The organism is Virgibacillus proomii (genome assembly GCF_018916875.1).
GTDB lineage: Bacteria > Bacillota > Bacilli > Bacillales > Amphibacillaceae > Virgibacillus > Virgibacillus proomii_B.
In genome coordinates this window covers 220,456-239,899 of record NZ_JAHLNO010000019.1, presented here as the reverse complement: position 1 = coordinate 239,899, position 19,444 = coordinate 220,456, and the positions used below count along the sequence as shown (strand labels likewise).

19 protein-coding genes and 1 riboswitch are annotated in these 19,444 nt (G+C 36.3%); of the genes, 4 read left to right on the top strand and 15 right to left on the bottom strand.

Annotation, left to right across the window (positions count from 1 at the left end; translation table 11 throughout):
- Window positions 1–30: 30 nt before the first annotated feature.
- From KQI21_RS08615 to KQI21_RS08605, 3 genes are all read right to left on the bottom strand, one after another.
- Window positions 31–309, bottom strand: a complete 279-nt coding sequence (locus tag KQI21_RS08615) for an NAD(P)/FAD-dependent oxidoreductase (protein WP_216483793.1) — start codon at window positions 307–309, stop codon at window positions 31–33.
- Window positions 310–942: 633 nt separating this feature from the next.
- Window positions 943–1,296 (bottom strand): NAD(P)/FAD-dependent oxidoreductase, encoded by a 354-nt coding sequence (locus KQI21_RS08610; RefSeq protein ID WP_216483792.1) that lies wholly within the window; start codon window positions 1,294–1,296, stop codon window positions 943–945.
- Window positions 1,280–1,891 carry a thiamine phosphate synthase gene (locus KQI21_RS08605; RefSeq protein WP_216483791.1) on the bottom strand — a complete coding sequence of 204 codons (612 nt, stop codon included), beginning with the start codon at window positions 1,889–1,891 and terminating at the stop codon, window positions 1,280–1,282. The genes KQI21_RS08610 and KQI21_RS08605 overlap by 17 nt, the downstream gene beginning before the upstream one ends.
- A gap of 597 nt (window positions 1,892–2,488) precedes the next feature.
- Window positions 2,489–2,600: riboswitch (TPP riboswitch) on the bottom strand.
- Between the two features lie 689 nt (window positions 2,601–3,289).
- Between KQI21_RS08605 and KQI21_RS08600 the strand changes: the two genes are divergently transcribed.
- Window positions 3,290–3,763: a DinB family protein gene (locus tag KQI21_RS08600; protein WP_216483790.1), complete on the top strand. Its 474-nt coding sequence runs from the start codon at window positions 3,290–3,292 to the stop codon at window positions 3,761–3,763.
- 312 nt (window positions 3,764–4,075) lie between these two features.
- Here KQI21_RS08600 and KQI21_RS08595 read toward each other — a convergent pair whose 3' ends face one another.
- The 3 genes from KQI21_RS08595 to KQI21_RS08585 all read right to left on the bottom strand — a co-directional run bounded on the left by KQI21_RS08595 (window position 4,076) and on the right by KQI21_RS08585 (window position 5,905).
- Window positions 4,076–4,540 carry a hypothetical protein gene (locus KQI21_RS08595; RefSeq protein ID WP_216483789.1) on the bottom strand — a complete coding sequence of 155 codons (465 nt, stop codon included), beginning with the start codon at window positions 4,538–4,540 and terminating at the stop codon, window positions 4,076–4,078.
- A 264-nt stretch (window positions 4,541–4,804) separates the two neighbouring features.
- Window positions 4,805–4,945 carry a hypothetical protein gene (locus KQI21_RS08590; protein WP_216483788.1) on the bottom strand — a complete coding sequence of 47 codons (141 nt, stop codon included), beginning with the start codon at window positions 4,943–4,945 and terminating at the stop codon, window positions 4,805–4,807.
- Window positions 4,946–5,005: 60 nt separating this feature from the next.
- Complete coding sequence (locus KQI21_RS08585) at window positions 5,006–5,905, bottom strand: acetamidase/formamidase family protein (RefSeq protein ID WP_216483787.1); 900 nt, start codon at window positions 5,903–5,905, stop codon at window positions 5,006–5,008.
- A 253-nt stretch (window positions 5,906–6,158) separates the two neighbouring features.
- Here KQI21_RS08585 and KQI21_RS08580 point away from each other — a divergent pair, with 253 nt between their 5' ends.
- On the top strand, window positions 6,159–6,821 hold the full coding sequence (locus tag KQI21_RS08580) for an HAD family hydrolase (RefSeq protein WP_216483786.1): 663 nt from the start codon (window positions 6,159–6,161) through the stop codon (window positions 6,819–6,821).
- Window positions 6,822–6,985: 164 nt separating this feature from the next.
- Here the strand turns inward: KQI21_RS08580 and KQI21_RS08575 are convergent, their stop codons facing one another.
- Entirely contained in the window at window positions 6,986–7,162 is a 177-nt protein-coding gene (locus KQI21_RS08575; protein ID WP_216483785.1) for a hypothetical protein, read from the bottom strand.
- 674 nt (window positions 7,163–7,836) lie between these two features.
- On the opposite strand from KQI21_RS08575, the gene KQI21_RS08570 reads away from it, so the two are divergent.
- Window positions 7,837–8,436 carry an SCO family protein gene (locus tag KQI21_RS08570; protein ID WP_216483784.1) on the top strand — a complete coding sequence of 200 codons (600 nt, stop codon included), beginning with the start codon at window positions 7,837–7,839 and terminating at the stop codon, window positions 8,434–8,436.
- 467 nt (window positions 8,437–8,903) lie between these two features.
- On the opposite strand, the gene KQI21_RS08565 is transcribed toward KQI21_RS08570, so the two are convergent.
- From KQI21_RS08565 to KQI21_RS08540, 6 genes are all read right to left on the bottom strand, one after another.
- Window positions 8,904–9,563, bottom strand: a complete 660-nt coding sequence (locus KQI21_RS08565) for an L-fuculose-phosphate aldolase (protein WP_253291367.1) — start codon at window positions 9,561–9,563, stop codon at window positions 8,904–8,906.
- A 217-nt stretch (window positions 9,564–9,780) separates the two neighbouring features.
- The gene (locus KQI21_RS08560) at window positions 9,781–9,990 is read right to left on the bottom strand and encodes a hypothetical protein (RefSeq protein ID WP_216483782.1); all 210 of its coding nucleotides are present in this window, start codon (window positions 9,988–9,990) and stop codon (window positions 9,781–9,783) included.
- Between the two features lie 92 nt (window positions 9,991–10,082).
- Window positions 10,083–10,505, bottom strand: a complete 423-nt coding sequence (gene fucU, locus KQI21_RS08555; RefSeq protein ID WP_216483781.1) for an L-fucose mutarotase — start codon at window positions 10,503–10,505, stop codon at window positions 10,083–10,085.
- On the bottom strand, window positions 10,486–11,838 hold the full coding sequence (locus KQI21_RS08550; protein WP_216483780.1) for a sugar porter family MFS transporter: 1,353 nt from the start codon (window positions 11,836–11,838) through the stop codon (window positions 10,486–10,488). Before KQI21_RS08550 ends, fucU begins: the two co-directional genes overlap by 20 nt.
- Before the next feature lie 14 nt (window positions 11,839–11,852).
- Complete coding sequence (locus KQI21_RS08545) at window positions 11,853–13,337, bottom strand: rhamnulokinase (protein ID WP_216483779.1); 1,485 nt, start codon at window positions 13,335–13,337, stop codon at window positions 11,853–11,855.
- 123 nt (window positions 13,338–13,460) lie between these two features.
- On the bottom strand, window positions 13,461–15,236 hold the full coding sequence (locus tag KQI21_RS08540) for an L-fucose isomerase (protein WP_373687641.1): 1,776 nt from the start codon (window positions 15,234–15,236) through the stop codon (window positions 13,461–13,463).
- Window positions 15,237–15,894: 658 nt separating this feature from the next.
- On the opposite strand from KQI21_RS08540, the gene KQI21_RS08535 reads away from it, so the two are divergent.
- Entirely contained in the window at window positions 15,895–16,650 is a 756-nt protein-coding gene (locus KQI21_RS08535) for a DeoR/GlpR family DNA-binding transcription regulator (protein WP_216483777.1), read from the top strand.
- Window positions 16,651–17,082: 432 nt separating this feature from the next.
- Here KQI21_RS08535 and arcC read toward each other — a convergent pair whose 3' ends face one another.
- Both arcC and KQI21_RS08525 read right to left on the bottom strand, forming a co-directional pair.
- Window positions 17,083–18,018: a carbamate kinase gene (arcC, locus tag KQI21_RS08530; RefSeq protein WP_216483776.1), complete on the bottom strand. Its 936-nt coding sequence runs from the start codon at window positions 18,016–18,018 to the stop codon at window positions 17,083–17,085.
- Entirely contained in the window at window positions 18,011–19,444 is a 1,434-nt protein-coding gene (locus KQI21_RS08525) for a YlbE family protein (protein WP_216483775.1), read from the bottom strand. Before KQI21_RS08525 ends, arcC begins: the two co-directional genes overlap by 8 nt.

The window sequence follows — 19,444 nt, the reverse complement described above, 5'->3', positions numbered from 1 at the left end:
AGTGCACTCTCTATAATCAGTGCCTTATTTTTATAGCGCTTCTTGATAAACAATTCTTTCTGGTAATATTAACCCCAAAACTGGAATGGAAGCACGCTTACCAATCATTAACTCCTTTACCAATTTTCCTGTTGCCGGAGCTAGTAATACACCATTTCGGTAATGTCCCCTTGCATAAAATAACCCTGAGTAATTCGGATGCTCTCCGATAATCGGCAGACCGTCTTTCGTTCCCGGTCGAATACCTGACCAAACAGATTGAAGCGCTTCCCGCTGTAAATTAGAAAATACTGAAAACAAACATTGCATCAGCTCAAATCCTCCACCTACGGAAGCATCGCTAGTTTAATCATTCGGAACAGAAAGTTGCTCCAATAATATAACGGCCATCCAATTTTGGTACAAGATAAAGTGAAACTTCATTCCGTAGAACGCTTTTTACACGGAATGTTAGTTGAACGAATCGGGCATTTAGGTGCCGTTTTCTCCCACTTAGGCCCTTTTTGTATCAACTCGAGGCTCTCAAAGTGGGAGTCTTACGGCACCTTACATGCGGGATAAAAATCATCAAAGAATAACGTTGCTTTTATCTCCCTTTTTTTCCGTTTGATTGAAAAACATTCTCCTTTCATTGGTACCATTGGATTTGGCAGATCAAAAGTTGTAAACTAACGTTCACTATCTGCACCTGTTGCAATAACTACTTGGTCAGCCGTAAACGCATCTTTATTTGTTGTTAAGATGAATGTTGCCCTTGCTTTTTGGATCGTTACTACATGACAGTTTTCTAGAACCCCTCCTCCTAATTGGAGGGTGCTTGTTTGAACGCTTCACACACTCGTGTAGGTTCTACATGCCCATCCTCTTTCATATACAATGCTCCTTCTGCTTTAGACAGTAACGACAGAAATTTCTCTTTTAATTCCGATCGTTTAAGCCATTCTAATTCAGAAAAGGTTGCTTGTTTTCCCAAAGCTTCTGAGCTTCATTTTCATTCAAAGCTACTTCAAGCATACCAAAAGAGACAAGCTGTATATCGATGGAAGTAAGCTCATACAATTCCTGCCTTAAGCTTTTATATAAATCTCTGCTTTCCTTATAAAAACCATAAAACTCCCCAGAACGTTTATTTTCTGTATGAACACCAAGCATACCTGCAGCAGCACGAGTTGCTTGGTGACCACTTTCTCCCTTTTCCATAACCGTTGCAGATACGCCACTCTTATTCAAATAATAGGAAATACTGTGCCCAATCACCCCTCCACCAACAATAAGTACTTCATGATGATTTTTCACTTTTTCTAACCCCCTCTCTTAGTCTCTTCACAGCTTCCAGTGGATTATCTTGAGAAAAAACAGCTGACATAATAGCTATTCCATCAGCATTCACTTGTGCGAGCTCTTCAATTTTTGTTACATTAATGCCACCAATTGCTATAACCGGAAGATAAACAGAGGAAATAATTTTTTCTAATTGCTTTATTCCTCTAGGCTCCATTCCTTTTTTACTAGCAGTAGCATAAACATGCCCATACATGACATAATCTGCACCATTTTGCCCTGCCTCCACTGCTTTTGGTAAAGTATGAACAGACACACCTATCGTTAATGATGGAAACAGTTGTTTAATTTTATTTACAGGCAAACTGTTTTCTGGTAAATGAAGCCTGTTTACACCTGTTATGGCACAAATTACAGCATGTTCATGGATACAAAGACGGTCTTTAGTTACTCCAGCAGCCAATAAACGCTTCACAAATGTTAAGTACGCTCGCGGCGATTTCTGTTTTTCTCTTAAAATAATAAAATCGACATAAGGAGCAATAGCTTGTACCGTTTTTATTAACTCCGCTTCAGCCATTTTTCCATCAGTAACTACAATTAGTTTCATACTACACCTCATTTCGTTTAGATATACGCTTCAATATATGTAATTCTGAAAACCAATCTTGTCTATAAAGCGAATCTTTATTTTATAGAGCTTTTCTTTGAAAAATCGCGATGTTTATCAAGAAGCTTTCCTTGTCCTTGAAAAAGAAAAATGCTTTTTCTGCGTACGATGACTAATTAGAAGCTTTCCTTGTCCTTGAAAAAGAAAAACGCTTTTTTTGCGTGCGATGCATTGCTGTCGTAGCTTCTCTGTCCTGTTGGACGGAACGAGTTGGGCATTTAAGTGTCGTTATCTCCTACTTAGACTTTTTCGTATTTTCTATAACTCTTGGAGCGAGAGTCTTACGGCATCTTAGTTCGAGATAAATATTTTTGGTACAAAAATTATTTCGAATAGAGTTTGTCATGAATTTAGTTTTCTTTTAAAGATTAGAAAAACTTGACTTATCGCCAAGTCTTTATGGCGAAAGCTATCGTTTTTCTTATACTATAAACCATAAAGTTTTATACTTTCCTATAGTAAAATAAAAATGTCACTTTTTCCGGATTAGGAAAAAGTGACATACGTAGTCATAGAATCAAAGACTAATATAAAAATATTAGTCAACTGTCACTTTCCTCCGCTGGTACTTCATCCAGATCAGGTTCAAAGAGTCCCAACGTCATACGTTGATCTCAGCCAATACCCAATGGCACCCCTAGTGAAAATAAATTATTATTAAATATTTTAGAATATTATTTACCCATACTTTACATGATTATAAGTGATATGTAAAGTCATTACTATTATCGTAATTTCTCACTAAAAAGTCCGGCTTATGAGAAAAGCAACTTATTAACAGACTTTACTTATACAGTGAACTTATTAAACGCTCATAATATAAACATCTATAGAAAGTTATTCAAAAAGTCTGGTAAGAACGACGCATCGAATTTTTTCGTACGTTAGAACGTATAAAATTTTAGCGTGAAGTTCATTCAACGTAGTTAAAAATTTTTAAGTTCTAATATAAGTGCGACTTGGCTATCGTCCACCTCTTATTGTCGCTAGCCACGTTTTCTTTATTGTTTGTTTCTGTGCATCTTGGAAAACATGGGAATGAGTTTTTTAGGAAGCTATCCGAGTGCTCATGTATCTAATCAATAAAAGATCTTCTACTAAAAGGCTCCCACATACTGTAGGAAACTAGAAGTCAGTACACAAGCCTGCTATCAAAAACTGCGTCGCCTTGAACTTCGACTAGATAGAAGATGCTAGTGTCGAGCGTTGCAACAAGGGTGCCTGAGACCTTAGCCGACCTTGTTCCTTTTATCCTCTTTTTTGAACAAGCACTTTTAAGCTGTTTTCTATATAAAGGTTTGTTATACTAATTTCATAATGATCTTAAGGGGGATGAACATGAGTCAAATGTTAGTCGAACAATTCGCATTTAACCGAAATATGCTATTAATGGAAATGGATAAACTGGATGAATCTCTTATCGATGTACAGCTAGAAGGATTAAATAACACCATTCGCTGGCAAATCGGACATATTTTAACCGTTGCTGAACAATTTTTATTCGGTTTTCCTAATCAATCAGCTCATCTACCGGAAAACTATGTTTCCCTATTTGGAAATGGAACAAAGCCAGCTGATTGGCCAGAGGAAGTACCAAGTCTAGCTGAACTAAAAGATCAACTCAAAGACCAACTAAGACGGGTTATGGACCTACAGCCTGATTACTTTGCTACAAAATTGGAGAAGCCATTTTTAGGGCAGGAAACAATTGGCGGTCTAGCAAAAGTAGCTGTTTTTCATGAAGCAAATCACAATGGTCAATTACATACGATCAGCTTAATTGCAGGAACAAAAGCGCAAGCGCTCAGGTAATAACGATGTACAAACGGCAAGGTTTCTGACGAAGAGAAACTTCATTCAAGGAGTGCTTTTCTCCTTGAATGTTAGTTAAACGAATCGGGATTTAGGACCCGTTTTTCTCATCATGTTCTCAACATATTAGCACATTTTTGAATTGAGAAAATACGGATCCTTACATCCGGGATAAAGTGAAACTTCATTCAAGGAGTGCTTTTCTCCTCGTATATTATTATTAACTAGTATTTTTACTAGTTTTAAATCGTTGTACCACTCAAGGTATAATGTATTTAATCAGATAGAGGTTGTCGTAATTCTCCCCGTATATTAGCGCTCTGTCTCGACTTGGGTACGTTCTCTCTCAACTTTCCGGCGCTCTGTCTCGACTTGGGTACGTTCTCTCCCTACTTTTCGGCGCTCTGTCTCGACTTGGGTACGTTCTCTCCCTACTTTCCGGCGCTCCGTCTCGACTTGGGTACGTTCTCTCCCTACTTTCCGGCGCTCCGTCTCGACTTGGGTACGTTCTCTCCCTACTTTCCGGCGCTCTGTCTCGACTTGGGTGCATTCTCTCCCTACTTTCCTGCGCTCTGTCTCGACTTGGGTACGTTCTCTCTCAACTTTCCGGCGCTCCGTCTCGACTTGGGTACGTTCTCTCCCTACTTTCCGGCGCTCTGTCTCGACTTGGGTACATTCTCTCCCTACTTTTCGGCGCTCTGTCTCGACTTGGGTGTATTCTCTCCCAAGAGGGAAATACTGCTTACATTCGGGATAAAGAAAACATGCCCCCTGCAACAGGGGGATCGACGCTTTATGACAAGCCCGCTTTTAGTCGGCCTTCCTTTAGATTCGGCTCGATGTTAACTTACCGTAGTAAGAAGATCGAAGTTTGCTAGCAGCACAAGCACTTTAGCTAGACGAAGAAGATACTTTTCAAAAAAGCATCCACTCATGTACAAACGGATATCGTTTTCTATACAACAAAAAATTAATAATCTCTTTATCATGATCAATTGAAAGATACTTCATATTCATACGATAGTCTTGAAGAATGTTTTTTTACCAGTCTCCTAACTGAAGTCCAAATATTACAATGTTAACGTAAGGATCTTGAAAAAAGAGTTTTTCACCAGGGGATATTTTTAAATCGCCTTCCATAAAACCTAGTGAATAAATTAACTGTAAAAGATCACCATTCATCTTAAAGAAGATCCTTCCCCTCATAAATTCACCTTGATCTTACTCACAACTAATAACATCTTATTTCAACGCATAATTATATTTTTCTAATACCCATACTGGAAGCTCCATTCTTGATGTCATCAGCGGGTCAACAATTTGACAAATTTTCAAATCTGCCCCTACTGATAGAAACATAGCTGCTTCATCGCTATCCATTTTTAATTCGTTAACAAGAAAAGTATGCATATTTCTGGTTGCTTGCCTTGCCGCTTCATCCAGTGTCTCGGAAGAAGCAATTGTCATTACATGATCTGGATCAGCTAAAAATGGTAGCGGATAAGGTTGTCCTTTAATAACACTAACTTTAACAGTAATTTCAGCAGGTATTTCCAAGCCACAGATGACTACCTCGCCATCTCCCATAACAGCATGTGCGTCCCCCATTGCCAAAAGTGCCCCATCTACATTTACTGGTAAATAAAGCGTAGCTCCTTTGCATACCCGCTTACAATCCATATTACCACCATGGTCTTTCGGCGTTCCGGTCGGTACATCTTTATTACGGGGAGCGGTCCCAATAACACCAATCATCGGTTTAATTGGCAGTTTTAATTTTTCATTAAAATTGGCATAGCCATTTTCAACAGCGATGATTTTTGTTTTTTCCGCTGCTATCCTCTCTCCAAGTACTCCCATCTTAGGAACAACCGTCATAACGCCTTGATCTCTAATCTTAATATCAAGTATCTCTACCTTAAGCGTATCCCCAGGCTGCGCACCTTCTACATACAAAGGTCCAGTTGCCGGATTAATTTTATCCCAGCCAACAGAACTAAATTTATCATTTTCGTTCTTCATCTGATTACTAAAACAATCATAGGCCTCAAATAAGATTGTTTCACCTGAAGCTGCTGTTTCGACCGGTTTATTGTTTGGAGACATCGTTAAGATACATGTTTCCTTAGCAATTTTTTTCATTTTATTCCTCCTATTAGAATAGATCATGAATACAAAAGTTATCTATAGCATATCAGCTAATTTGTTTTTAACAATACTCTCTAGTCATATTCTATTTTTTTCTTTCCTTCTGTGTAGTAAAAATATAACATAATGAAAGGATCGGTGATTTTAATAGCTGTAATTAAGCTTCACTGTTATAATAAGGGTGGTTTTACAGCTGTGTAGGACTGTGTTTATTGAAGTTCTAAATATACAACGAGGAGAGAAGGTAATGAACGAGATTCGTCAAGTTATTTTTGATATGGATGGCCTGCTTTTTGATACGGAGCGCATTGCTTATAAGGCTTTGAAAAAAGCAATGGGTCAAGCTGGCTATCAACTATCTATGGATATATATAGTTTAGTTATTGGATCAGGAGTTCAAGAAGAGGAAAAAATACTGCAAGGTGTATACGGGGATGATTTCTCCATAAGCTTTGTTACGGAAAATTACCTAAAAGAATTTCAGCATATCGTAGAAACAGAAGGTGTTGGCATAATGCCAGGAGTACATGAATTACTTGATATATTAGATGAACTTCATATCAAAAAATGCGTTGCTTCATCTAGTTCACTGACAACCATTGAACATTACTTGACAATAAATGAATTAATGGATCGCTTCGATTTTTATATGAGTGGTGAAGAAGTAGAACGAGGTAAACCAAATCCTGATATTTTTATTGAGGCATGTCGCCGAGCTGGAGAGAAGCCTGATACAGCTCTTGTTCTGGAGGACTCTCCAAATGGCTTAAGAGCGGCATATGCTGCTGGGATTAAATGTATTGTCGTTCCTGATTTAGTTTCACCTGATCAAGAAATGAAAACAAAAGCTTATAAAATTGTCAATAGCTTATTCGATGTTCGAGATATGTTTCGTTGTATAAAATTATAGTATTTGTGATCACACATAATCGAAGGGGAAGATATAAACAAATGATCTTTTCCTTAGCTTTTTACTGTGTATTTATAAACTGACCTTTATTCAGTAAGGCTTTTTTCTACACGAAAAAGCAGATCAAGGCTAAGATAACAACGCCCTTTTAAAATTAGGATGTATTACTGTCGAAGCTTTTCTTGTCCTTGAAAAACCGCAATGTGTCGCTTTCGAAGTTTTTCTTGTCCGTGAAAAAGAAGAACGCTTTTTCTCCGTGCGATGTATTGCTTATGAAGTTTTTCTTGTCCTTGAAAAAGAAGAACACTTTTTCTGCGTGCGATGTATTGCTGCTGAAGCAACTCCGTCCTTGAAAAAGAAGAACACTTTTTCTGCGTGCGATGTGTCGCTGTCGAAGTTTTTCTTGTCCTGTTAACCTAAACGAATCGGGTAAGTAAGTGCCGTTATTTCCTGCTTGTTCTTCTTTTTATTCCCTATTGCTCTTGAAGAGAAAGACATACTGCACTTTAGATACGGAATAAAGTGAAACTTCATTCAGTAGGAGTTTTCTTCCATCTCCTACTGAATGTTAGTACCTAGAAGGGTATGATCTAAAGGCCCTTGAACGAATCGGGCATTTAGGTGCCGTTTTCTCCCACTTGACCCTTGTGTATCAACTCGAGGCTCTTGAAGTGGGAGTCTTACGGCACCTTACATGCGGGATAAAATTTTACTAAGTATTCATAAAATATCACGCAGTTGTCATTTTTCCTTCACATATTGATATTGATATCATTTTTATTAGTTGATACAATTTCGTTAAACTATGTTTTAATTTGTTATTAATTGTTATAAATCTCTTTATGGGTTACTTAAAATAAGTCGGCTCGGGATTATGTTTGCCAAAATTTTCATTTACTAAAATCATAAGAATCACTGTAATTAAGTTGTGCAAGGGGAATAAATACAACTTACGAGCAGTCAACCAAATAAACTGATAGAATAAAAATGATAGATCTATGGGAGGAAGTTACAAATGAAAAAATATCTGGGGATTGTTCTACTAGCAACAGTAATTGTATTAGCTGCTTGTGGTGGCGGTGCAGAAGAAAAAATCGAACCTAATATATCGGAAGAAGTAAACGACTTCACTTTTACTACACAAGATAATGAAAAGCTATCCTTAGAGGATCTAAAGGGAGACTATTGGGTTGCTGATTTCATTTTTACAAATTGTACGTCCGTCTGCATACCTATGACATCCAATTTGGTAAAATTGCAACAGAAGGCAAAGGAAGAAGATATAAACATTCAATTTGTTTCCTTTAGTGTAGATCCTGCAAACGATACACCGGAGGTATTAACATCGTATGCCAAAGACTATAAAGCAGATTTAGATAATTGGACGTTTTTGACGGGCTATGATTTTCAAACCATTAAAGAGTTTTCCATTAAATCGTTTAAGAGCATGGTGGCTCCTCCGCCAGAAGGTGAGGATCAAGTTTACCATGGAACGAGCTTTTTCTTAGTTAATCCAGAAGGAACGGCTATTAAAAAATATAATGGCGTACAAGCAGATAGTATGGATCAAATTCTCACTGATTTAAAAGTGCTTGGACTTTCCGAAAAAAAGTGATTTATACTACTGAGCCCTTTTGATGTAGTTTTGTTTGAGAACATATCCAATATCATTTTCAAAACAAAAGCTAAGCTAACTTTAAAACCTTAGCTAGAAAAACTGTAGTTTTTCTTATACGATAAAGCCTAAAGTTTTATACTTTCCTATAGTGCAAAAAAGACTGCTTAGTTGCACATTTGACCTAATTACAAATTTTCAAAGTAAAACAGCTAATGCCTTTGAGGGCATTAGCTGTTTTCATAGTTACAAAAAAACAAGTGGTAAGTGAAAGTGCCACTTACCGCTTGATTGCTTATTCTTGTGAAAACTTATCATCTACTCAGGTAGCATTCATTCCATCGACTTACCATCTTTCAATTCATTGGCTTAAAGATTTCTTTAATCTATACTTATACAATATACCCCTTGTATTATTATAAAAGAAGATGTAATAAATTTGATAGGAATCATTCCATTCAACCATATTATTGCAGTTTTTTAGCCTGACCATAATGTTTAAATTTGTCTACCATCATCTCCATTTCGTCATCTGACAAAATGACTGGTTCTCCTATTGCTTTTGCCTGCCAATAAAGTCGTGCACAAAATTCTAACTGTTCAGTAATTGCAAATGCTTCCTCCATATTTTCTCCTACAACATTAATTCCATGATTAGCTAGTAAAACAGCTTTTCTTCCTTCCATAGCGTTTAGCGCATTCTCAGCTAGTTTTTTTGTACCATATGTTGCGTATTCTGCACAGCGAATGTTTTTCCCCCCAGAATGTGCTACAAGATAATCTACTGCTGGTAAGTCAATATTTAATGTAGAAATTGTAGTAGAGTACATGGCATGTGTGTGCACCATTGCGTTAACATCTTCTCTATTTTGATAAACGAGTGAATGCATTTGATATTCACTAGAGGGTTTCCATTTCCCTTGGATTACATGTCCATTTAAATCCATTATTACAATGTCATCTTCTGTAATAGTATGATATTCAAGTCCACTCGGCGTTATGGCCATATAACCGGAATCTCTATTATAAATACTAATATTTCCCCCCGTTCCTACTGTTAAGCCTGTATCAATCAATTTTTTACCATATTCTACTAACGTTTCTCTTTCTTTTTTTAATAAACTCATTTCCATAACCTCCGAATGAAGCTTCTTTAATTATTTGTAGTATGTTTTGATTTACTATCAAACCATTGATTTAAATAACTTTTTCAATATCTGTAATACTAGTATCTCGCGGATTCCTTCTGTACAGACGGCGTTAAAGGCATCTTTAGCAAATGAGAAACATCTTCTTCCTTTACGCCAAGTTCAGCAAGCGATTGAGGAATTCTAATATCCTTACTTAATGAGCCACAGCCTCCATAGCTGCTTCTTTAGCTTCTAGTAAGTTTAATAATTTTACACCGATGACCTTAGCTATATCTCTATACTTTTCTTGTGTATCATCTGCGTTATATTTTAAAATTGGAAGAAGTATCGCGCAGGCTACACCTGGCTGCATATACCAAGCGATAAGTGAGTGTGCCATATAAATAAACATTAGAAAAGCCATACCCGCAATATATTTTAATTAAATTATCCAATTCGCTATTTCATTCCTTATAGTTGGATAAAATATGATATTTTTTGTTTTATTGTTTATTGCTAAATAACTCCTTTTTTAAGAATTAAATTACCATAGAGAGCTGTTTCACCTGTTAAAACGATGGCGAAGCAGTCCTTGGAGTGCTCATAAAACTCGAATCGCTCAAATTCCTTTATTTTAAACCGTGGATAAGCCAGTTCTAACTTTTCTTTATATTTATCCCAAATGTCAGGGATAATATCATCGCCTGGTTCTACTTTCATGAGCCCTGCCTGATAGTCCGAATAACTATCTAAAGGAAATAGTTTTAAAATACTTTCAAGTAGATCAGGTATGTTCAATCCGTCTGCTCGGACCACTCTTTTCCCTAATGCATGAGCAGGGTAATTTGCATCAGATAATACTATTTCATCACCATGACCCATTTCCATTAATACTTTCATCAATTTAGGACTGAGATTTTTAGGAATATTTTTCAACATGATTTAATTCCCCCACTTTTTTTATCCAATAATCTTCAATTTCTTCAAGGGTTTTACCTTTTGTTTCAAGAACCTTGAAGTGAATATAGAAAACAGCTATTAATGAAAGTGCTCCATAAATATAAAATACGTTAATACTAATCCACTCTAGTAATATTGGAAATGATAATGAAAATATAAAATTTAGTGCATATTGGGTGAAAGTTATAATTCCAACCCCTAAAGCTCTGGCTCTTAAAGGTAAAATTTCCGGTACATAAGACCAAAACACAGGTCCTAAGCCAAAACCAAACATAAACACGTAAAAGAAAATAAGGATGACAGCTATTGTTGCATTGTCTGAGAATAAAGGTAGCCCCAAACAAGGAATAACTTGTCCAGCTAAACTAATCATTAACATTTTTTTCCTTCCCAATCTGTCAATGAACGGCAGGGAAATAAGCGTTGAAAGAACTAAAGCAATTCCTACACCATAGTTTGCAACAATACTTGCGTGAGCTAGTCCCATATTGGCAAACATTTCAGGCGCATAGTAAACTGCCGCATTAATTCCGGTGAAAACCTGAAAAAATGTTAACGTAAATAGTAATAGCAAAACGGGACGAAACGTTTTAAATATTTCCTTCAAACCAGCTTCTTGTTTCTGTAAACTTTTTTTAATATCTGTGATTTCATGTTCAATTTCTTTATTTGAGACTCGAACTTTCTGTAAAACGTTTCGTGCTTTTTCTTCTTTGCCATCACGTATTAACCAACGAGGGCTTTGAGGACTAATTAACATCCCTATTGCAAAGACGACAGCAGGAACGACCCCCAAACCGAGAGTCCACCTCCATGCATCATTTACAATATTGTAGGCCCCTACAGCATAAGACGATAAAATCCCCACATTAACACTTAGCTGATATAAAGAAGACATCAAACCACGAATATGGGCGGGCGCAAGCTCAGACAAATAAATTAACCCATACATATTAGCAATTCCAGCAGCAATACCTAGCATGAACCGATACGCCATAAGACTATAGACATTTGTTGCAATGGCACATCCAATGGACCCGAGAATGAATATTACCCCTGCAATGATTAAAACATTACGTCGTTCAATCTTTTTTTCCAAAGCTGTGAAAACAATAATAGCAGGTAGAGCACCTAGTAATAAGAAACTTACCACTAATCCTTTTTCAGCCGCATTTAATCCAAACGCATCTGTTATGGAAGGAAGTGCTAAAGCAATGGCACCGGAATCATATCCATAAAGTAATCCTGCAAAACCTCCTAGAATTGCAAATAAATATACAATAGGAGCTGTTTTTGGTTTTGTCTTTGTCATTAAACTAACTCCTTTCATTTATAATTCGTTTTTATATCTAGATAATTTTGATACATCTTTTCATATTTTAAGGAAGATTTAGGCTCATACATGTTTGTGTCAAAAGAATTCTTAATAATACTAGTAAACTCACTTTGATTGTGAATTTTATCTTTAGCATACAATTGGGATAGAATGTTCCCTGCTGCACTAGCTTCAATAGGTCCTGCCACCACCTTTTTATTACATATATTGGCAGTCAGTTGACATAATAAATGATTTTGAGTTCCTCCACCGATCATATGAATTGTTTCCATCGTTTTATTAGTTACCTTCTCAATACTTTCAATTGTTTCACGGTAAGATAATGCTAAACTGTTTAAAACTGTATTAACCAGTTCACCTTGATTTTCTGGAATGGCTTGATTTGTTTTTGAACAATATTCCTGAATACGTTTCACCATATTACCTGGACTGGAAAATATGGTATCATTCACATTTATGATAGAAGGATCTGACCTTGTATTTAATGCCAATTCCGTCATTTTTTGATAGGAAATAACCTCTTTTTGATAACTCCAATTTCTCTTTAACTCTTGAAGAATCCATAGACCTGTTATATTTTTAAGAAGACGGTTCGCTTTCCCCAAGCACCCTTCATTCGTTAATCCCTGTTTAAATACTTCCTCTGTTAAAATTGTATCTTCTGTTTCACATCCTACTAAAGACCAAGTTCCACAGCTGATAAAGATAGAATTTTCCTTATTTTCGTAAGGAATAGCCAAAACCGCGCTTGCTGTATCATGAGAAGTTCCGGCAACTACATCGAATTCTTTAAGTTGAAAATCTGTTGCAATTTGCTTTGAGATTGGACCAATCACAGTTCCGGTAGCAGTAATTGGTTTAAACCATTTTTCAGGAATATCTAAGTCCTCAAATACTCTCGTTGACCAATTTCTTGTTTCTCCATTTAAAAGTCCACTTGTGCTAGCAATAGTAAATTCATTTGTTTTTTTGTCGGTTAATAAAAAATTAAATAAATCCGGCATAAACAGAACGGAATCAACTATCTCTTTAAGATATGGTTTTTTCTTAATATCAGCATAAATTTGTATCACCGAATTAATGACACTCGGCTGGACGCCTGTCTCCATGAAGAAGACCTTTTTAGTTATTGTTTGATAGAAATCTTCCTCAACATCGTACATGCGTTTGTCACGATAACAATGCGGAAAAGAAATGATGTCACCGTATTTATCCAGATAGCCGTAATCTACCCCCCAAGTGTCTACACTTATACTTTGTATCGAATCATCTTCTTTTGAAGCTATTTTTATTCCATGTTTTATTTCTTGAAAGAGTTTTAAAATGTCCCAATACAAGCTATTATTAGCTTGTATTGGGCTGTTTACAAATCTATAAATCTCTTTTAAGGAAATTTTCTCTCCATCAAAATAACTTTCCATCACTCTTCCAGAATTAGCTCCTAAATCAATGGCTAAAGTTTTATATTGAGTCATATGATTCACTCCTACTTTTCTTAGAAAACTTTGGCTTGTCGCCAAGTCTTTAGCAAAAGCTGTAGTTTTTCTTATACTATAAATCCTAAAATTTTATCTTTCCTGTAGTATAAAAAAGCATGGTTATTTATAGAGTGGCCCAAAATTTGTACATGCACGATAATCAGCGCTCTCCAAGTCCTCGGTTCCTAATAAAGACCATGCACGAGGGCGGAAAATATCTTCTTCAGGAACATTATGCATATTGACTGGAATTCTAAGAATAGAAGCCAAGGTAATTAAATCTGCACCTATGTGACCATAGCTAATCGCACCATGGTTAGCTCCCCAGTTATTCATTACATCATAAACAGATTTAAATGCCCCTTTTCCTGTAAGTCTTGGAGCGAACCAAGTTGTAGGCCAAGTTGGATCTGTCCGTTCATCTAATGTTTTATGAACGTCTTGCGGCAAATCAAGTGTATAACCTTCAGCGATTTGCAAAACAGGACCTATTCCTTTAACAAGATTGATTCGTGTCATCGTTACTGGCATATCCCCTTTAGTCAGATAATTTGTCGAAAAACCTCCCCCTCTAAAGTATTCAACCGAAGCTGGACGGAATTCTGTATTGGCTAACATGGCGTTTTGTTCATCTTCCGTAAGCTCCCAGAAAGGCTTCATGACTGGTTTACCATTATCGGTTGCTTGTCCAGTTCCATCTAATGTCGCAGATCCTGAATTGATCAAATGAAGGAAACCATTTTCAGCATGACCTGTCATTTTTGTTCCCGTAACACTTTCAACAGCTTCGGGACTCCAGTAAGTGCGAACATCGGCAAAAATTTGTGGTGTATTGGTTAATAGATAATTGAATAACATACTTACGCCATTCAGGCTATCATTTTCTGTTGCAAAAACATGTGGTGCACGGCGACCATTCCAGTCAAATTGAGTGTTTAAGAATGTTTCTAAGAAATCTCCATTCGGAAAATGGTCTGTCCATTGACGTTGCCCTTGAAACCCACCCACAATAGCATTATGTCCTTCAGCCTCTTCAACAAATCCTAATTCTGCCAATCGTGGATTTCCTACCAATAAATCACGAGCAATTAAAAACATTTTTATTGAAATTTCCCATTGTTTATCTTTTTCTTCTTTAGATAGTTGTAATTTAGCTGGGTTATTGTCTTTCCCTTCTTTACAATTTTCCTTAACCCAATTTATTGCTTGTTTAAATTCTTCTTTATCGTATATTTCTTCGTCTATACGACGAACAATTTCACTCATATCGACATATTCATTACGCATTCCTAAGAAGTCTTGAAAAAAGTCTTCGTTGACAATGGATCCACCTATTCCCATAGCTACAGATCCAATAGATAGATAAGATTTTCCTCTCATAAGTCCTGAGGCAAGAGCTCCTTTAGCAAACCGAATTATTTTTTCAATAACATCCTCAGGGATTTCTTTACTTTCTGCATCTTGCACATCTTTCCCATATATACCAAAAGCCGGAATTCCTTTTTGCGCATGAGCTGCTAAAACAGCAGCAAGGTAAACAGCACCTGGTCTTTCAGTTCCATTAAATCCCCAAATTGCATGTGGAATATCATGTGTCATATCCATTGTTTCACTTCCATAGCACCAACATGGCGTAACAGTGATCGTTCCACATATATTTTCCTTTTTGAATTTTTCATGAGATTTTGCAGCTTCATTAACGCCCCCAATTGTTGAATCTGAAATAACACATTGAACAGGAGAACCATTGGGATATTTAAGTGAACGACTAATCAATTTTGCAACGTTTTCTGCCATAAGCATTGTTTGTTCTTCGAGTGACTCACGAACACCTCTTCTACGTCCATCAATTGTTGGGCGAATACCAATCTTAGGGAAGCTTTTACTATTGTCCATTTTCATTCTCCTTTTAATAAATATCTTTTAATAGTGATATACTAAACTCATAGAAAACAAAGCTGTTTTTTTACAGCGCTTTCAATTAACTATCTGTTATTCGAATTTGTGCTAAACCGATTGTATCGGTGGATTAGCATGAATTACAGCCACCTTCTTCATGATTGTTCATTAAATCACTTTAATAACTTCTCTTTCCCATCTAACTCTCTTTCTTTCACTTCAACCCTTCTTTACAACTGAGATCATAACTTTACAATTTTAATTGGCTTTGCCAAAGGTGTTATGTTCGTTAGTATAACGTTTACATTTCGTGTAAATCTTACAAGTTAATTAGGACCATTCCATTCTCCTATTTATGAAATTAATCACATATTTTCTACTCGCTTATATTTATCATCCCTCTCACATAATGATATTTCGCTGTTCATTCATGCACATACCCTTTCAAATAATGATATACTGATTACGATTCTTATTATATAGCTCACAGGTAACGTCTGAGAATACTTGGTGTAGAAGATGAATTTTCATCATCATACTTGTTCTTAATTATTCATTTTCATTCATATTCATTCAAAGAAAACGCTTTATATTTACTTTTTTCGTGTTGTGTCTTTAAATAAATTCAAAATAGTTCATTTAGGTGGGGATATCGATGTTAAAAAATGAGCGCTTAGAAAAAATCATGAATATATTAAAGACTAGAAAAGTAATTTCTACAGAAGAACTCCAATCGAAAGTATATTGTAGTCGATCCACGTTGAGAAGAGATTTAATTGAATTGGAAAAAATGAAACAAGTAAAACGAAACCACGGAAGTGTTTCACTTGTTTCATCGGAAAATATAGAGTTTTCTTATATTTCGAGAGTAAATGAGAAAAGTCAAGAAAAAAAATACCTGACTGAAATTGCTGAGGATTTTATAGGAAATAATCAAGCTATTTTTTTGGATGCAAGTAGCACAGTGTATTTCTTGTGTGAAGTATTTGAAACGAAGTCCAATCCAATTGTTATAACGAATGGATTACAAACAGCCCAAAGGTTAAATATGTTTCAGAATGTGACGACCTACTGTTCTGGAGGTGAATTAAAGTTTGCTTCCAATGCAGCGGTCGGAGAACTTTCCACTCAATTTTTCGATCACTTCAAAGCTGATATCGCTTTTATTTCATGTAGAGGTGTTAACACGGAGGGATTATTTGAAGCAAATCAGCGACAAGCCCTGGTAAAACAACGAATGATTAAAAATGCAGATAGCACCATCTTATTATGTGATCATAGCAAATTTAATACATCTCATTTTTTTAAACTAGCTGACTTTCACCTAATTGATTCTATTATTACGGATAGAAAACCTGATAAGGCAATTTTAGATAGGATGACTAAAAGTGGCTGTGAAGTACTCTGGTAGAATCAAAGTTTAAAATAAACCTTTTGTTAAAGTTTTAAGAGCTTAGTAAGCGATCTTTCCATTCTTAAAGGTAGTGATAACATACTGTTAGGAATAATGGATCTAACATATTGCTCATCCTCTACTATTCTGTGATGATAAGGTCAGCAACTAGGATTTTCATGATACAATTGCTATTAGAACATTCCATAAAGTATTTATACAATAGGTGATGATGGAAATGATCCTTTTACAGACTTTGCTTAACTACAATCATTTGTGGAAGAATATTGTTTAACTCATTTAAAAACCGAATATCTTTTAATTGTATTTTAATTCTAACCCAAAGCTATCCACGATGCGGAAATGAGGGTAATCACCTAAATAAGTAAAGAAGCTGATACAATGGACTTTCATTATATCAGCTTCATCGTTTATAAATTTACGTCCCCATTATTTGTATATCGTAGTACCTGTTTTACCTAAAATCGCTTCCTTAGCTTTATTTAATGAGGTGATGATTGCTTTTCTTCCTGAACGTCCCTGCACAAATTGAATGGCGGCCTGAACTTTAGGAAGCATACTGCCGGGTGCAAAATGCCCTTCAGCAATATATTTCTTTGCTTCAGCAATCGTCATTTGTTCAAGATCTTGTTGATTAGGCTTTCCGTAATGAATCGCTATTTTCTCGACAGCAGTAAGAATAAAAAGAAAATCAACATCTAATTCATTTGCCAGACACTGACTAGCAAAATCTTTGTCAATTACCGCATCTACTCCTTCTAAAACATTTGCTTCCCTCTCAATTACAGGAATACCACCGCCACCAATGGTAATCACAATATGTCCGGCATCTACTAAATCAGCAATAACTTCTTTTTCTGCTACTTTAATTGGAAGAGGAGAAGGGATTACCTTGCGATATCCTCTTCCGGCATCCTCCACATAGACATCATTTGTTTCTTTCATTAATTTTTCCGCTTCATGTTTAGATAAAAAGGATCCTATTGGTTTAGTCGGATTTTCAAAAGCTGGATCATCCTTATCGACAATAACTTGGCTAATAATAGTTGATACAGATTTACGGATTGACCGATTTAATAGTTCTTCTCGTATGGCATTTTGTAAATGATAGCCAATATACCCTTGACTCATAGCTCCGCACTCTGCAAATGGCATTTTAGGAATATTAATATTTGTTTTGGAGCCATAGTCAAATGCTATATGAATTGCTCCTACTTGCGGCCCGTTTCCATGTGTAATAATAACATGATGCCCTTGCTCAATCATATCTACAATTGGTTTAGCAGACTCTCGTACAAGCTCAAGTTGTTCTTTGGGGGTATTACCAAGTGCATTACCCCCAAGAGCAATTAACACTTTACCCATTGATGCCACCCTCCCCGTAAACTTCATAAAAACGCATTAGTCCCTTTTCAAAACATTCCTTTGGTGGGTGAACAATACCTGCACCAATTTGACCAACTCCTGCAACTTTACTTGCCATCCCAGTATTAATAACAGGTAAAATTCCCGTCTCAATTACTTTTAATACGTCTATGCCAAATGCAGTGCCGCGGAAATCTAGTGTTGGAATGGAATAATTACTGTTTTCACTAACTGTAATATCATACATTTGTTCACTATAATGAATGGCATCTGCTACTTCACCACCAACAAATTGGACAATTGCTGGAGATCCACCCATTGCAAAACCGCCAATCCCCATCGTTTCCGTAATCGCACTATCACCAAGGTCAGGTGCAGCATCGTCTTCTGAGAAACCAGGGAAAAATAGTCCCTTTACAAAATTAGCTGGTGCAGTAAACCACTCCTGTTCACCAAGGCCGCTAATACGAATACCAAATTCTACACCATTACGCGCCATTGTAGTGACAACTGTAGAATAAGGGATACCATGTCCTGCATCTAAAGAAGCTTTACAAGCCGGCATAGAAAGGTTTAAATAGTAATGTTCATTATTCTTAATAAACTGCATTACCTCACGTAATTGTTCTTTATCCAAATCCGTTTGTAAAAAGTAATCGGTAATATCACGATAAAAAAGACTGGTAGAAGCTTTGTTACGATTATGGCATTCATCTCCCATATGCAATGCTTGGGCAGTAATTGATTTAAGATCTATGCCATCGCTTAATGCCAATGCTTTTTTCAATGCTTTTGCATAGACGTCTTTTATCCATTTCAAGCGATGAATTACATCTTCCGAAAAAGCGCCAAATCGTAGTACTTTCCCTAACCCTTCATTTACTGTACAATATGCTTTATTTCCGTGAGTTCTATTTTCAACAACATGAACTGGCATGGAAGGAGATACAATACCTGCCATCGGTCCAACTGCTGAAAGCTCATGACAGGGAGAAAACTCAATTTCTCCTTTTACGACTAAAGCTTTTGCTTCTTCTTCGTTATTGGCTAAGCCTTCGTAAATTAATGCTCCGATAATTGCTCCTTGAACTGGTCCAGCCATATTTTCCCATGCAATAGGAGGACCCGCATGAAGAATCATGTTGCTATGCATCCCCGGAATCACATTTTTGGCTAAGTCAATATCTACTAAAAATGGATGAGCCGCTTTTATTCGGGAGATCGCTTCTTTATTAGCATTGACTACTCTTTCATTATCTTGGAAATAGTCTAATGCATTAATTAATTCCATATTTCCTCCAGCAGGTGGCTGCCAATCAAGTTGAATTGCTTCTGTTCCTTGTAAGTCCAAATCATCTTTAAATGTTGATGTACCAATATTAATAACATGTAGCTTTTCTTTAAATAGATCTTGGATGTTACTCAT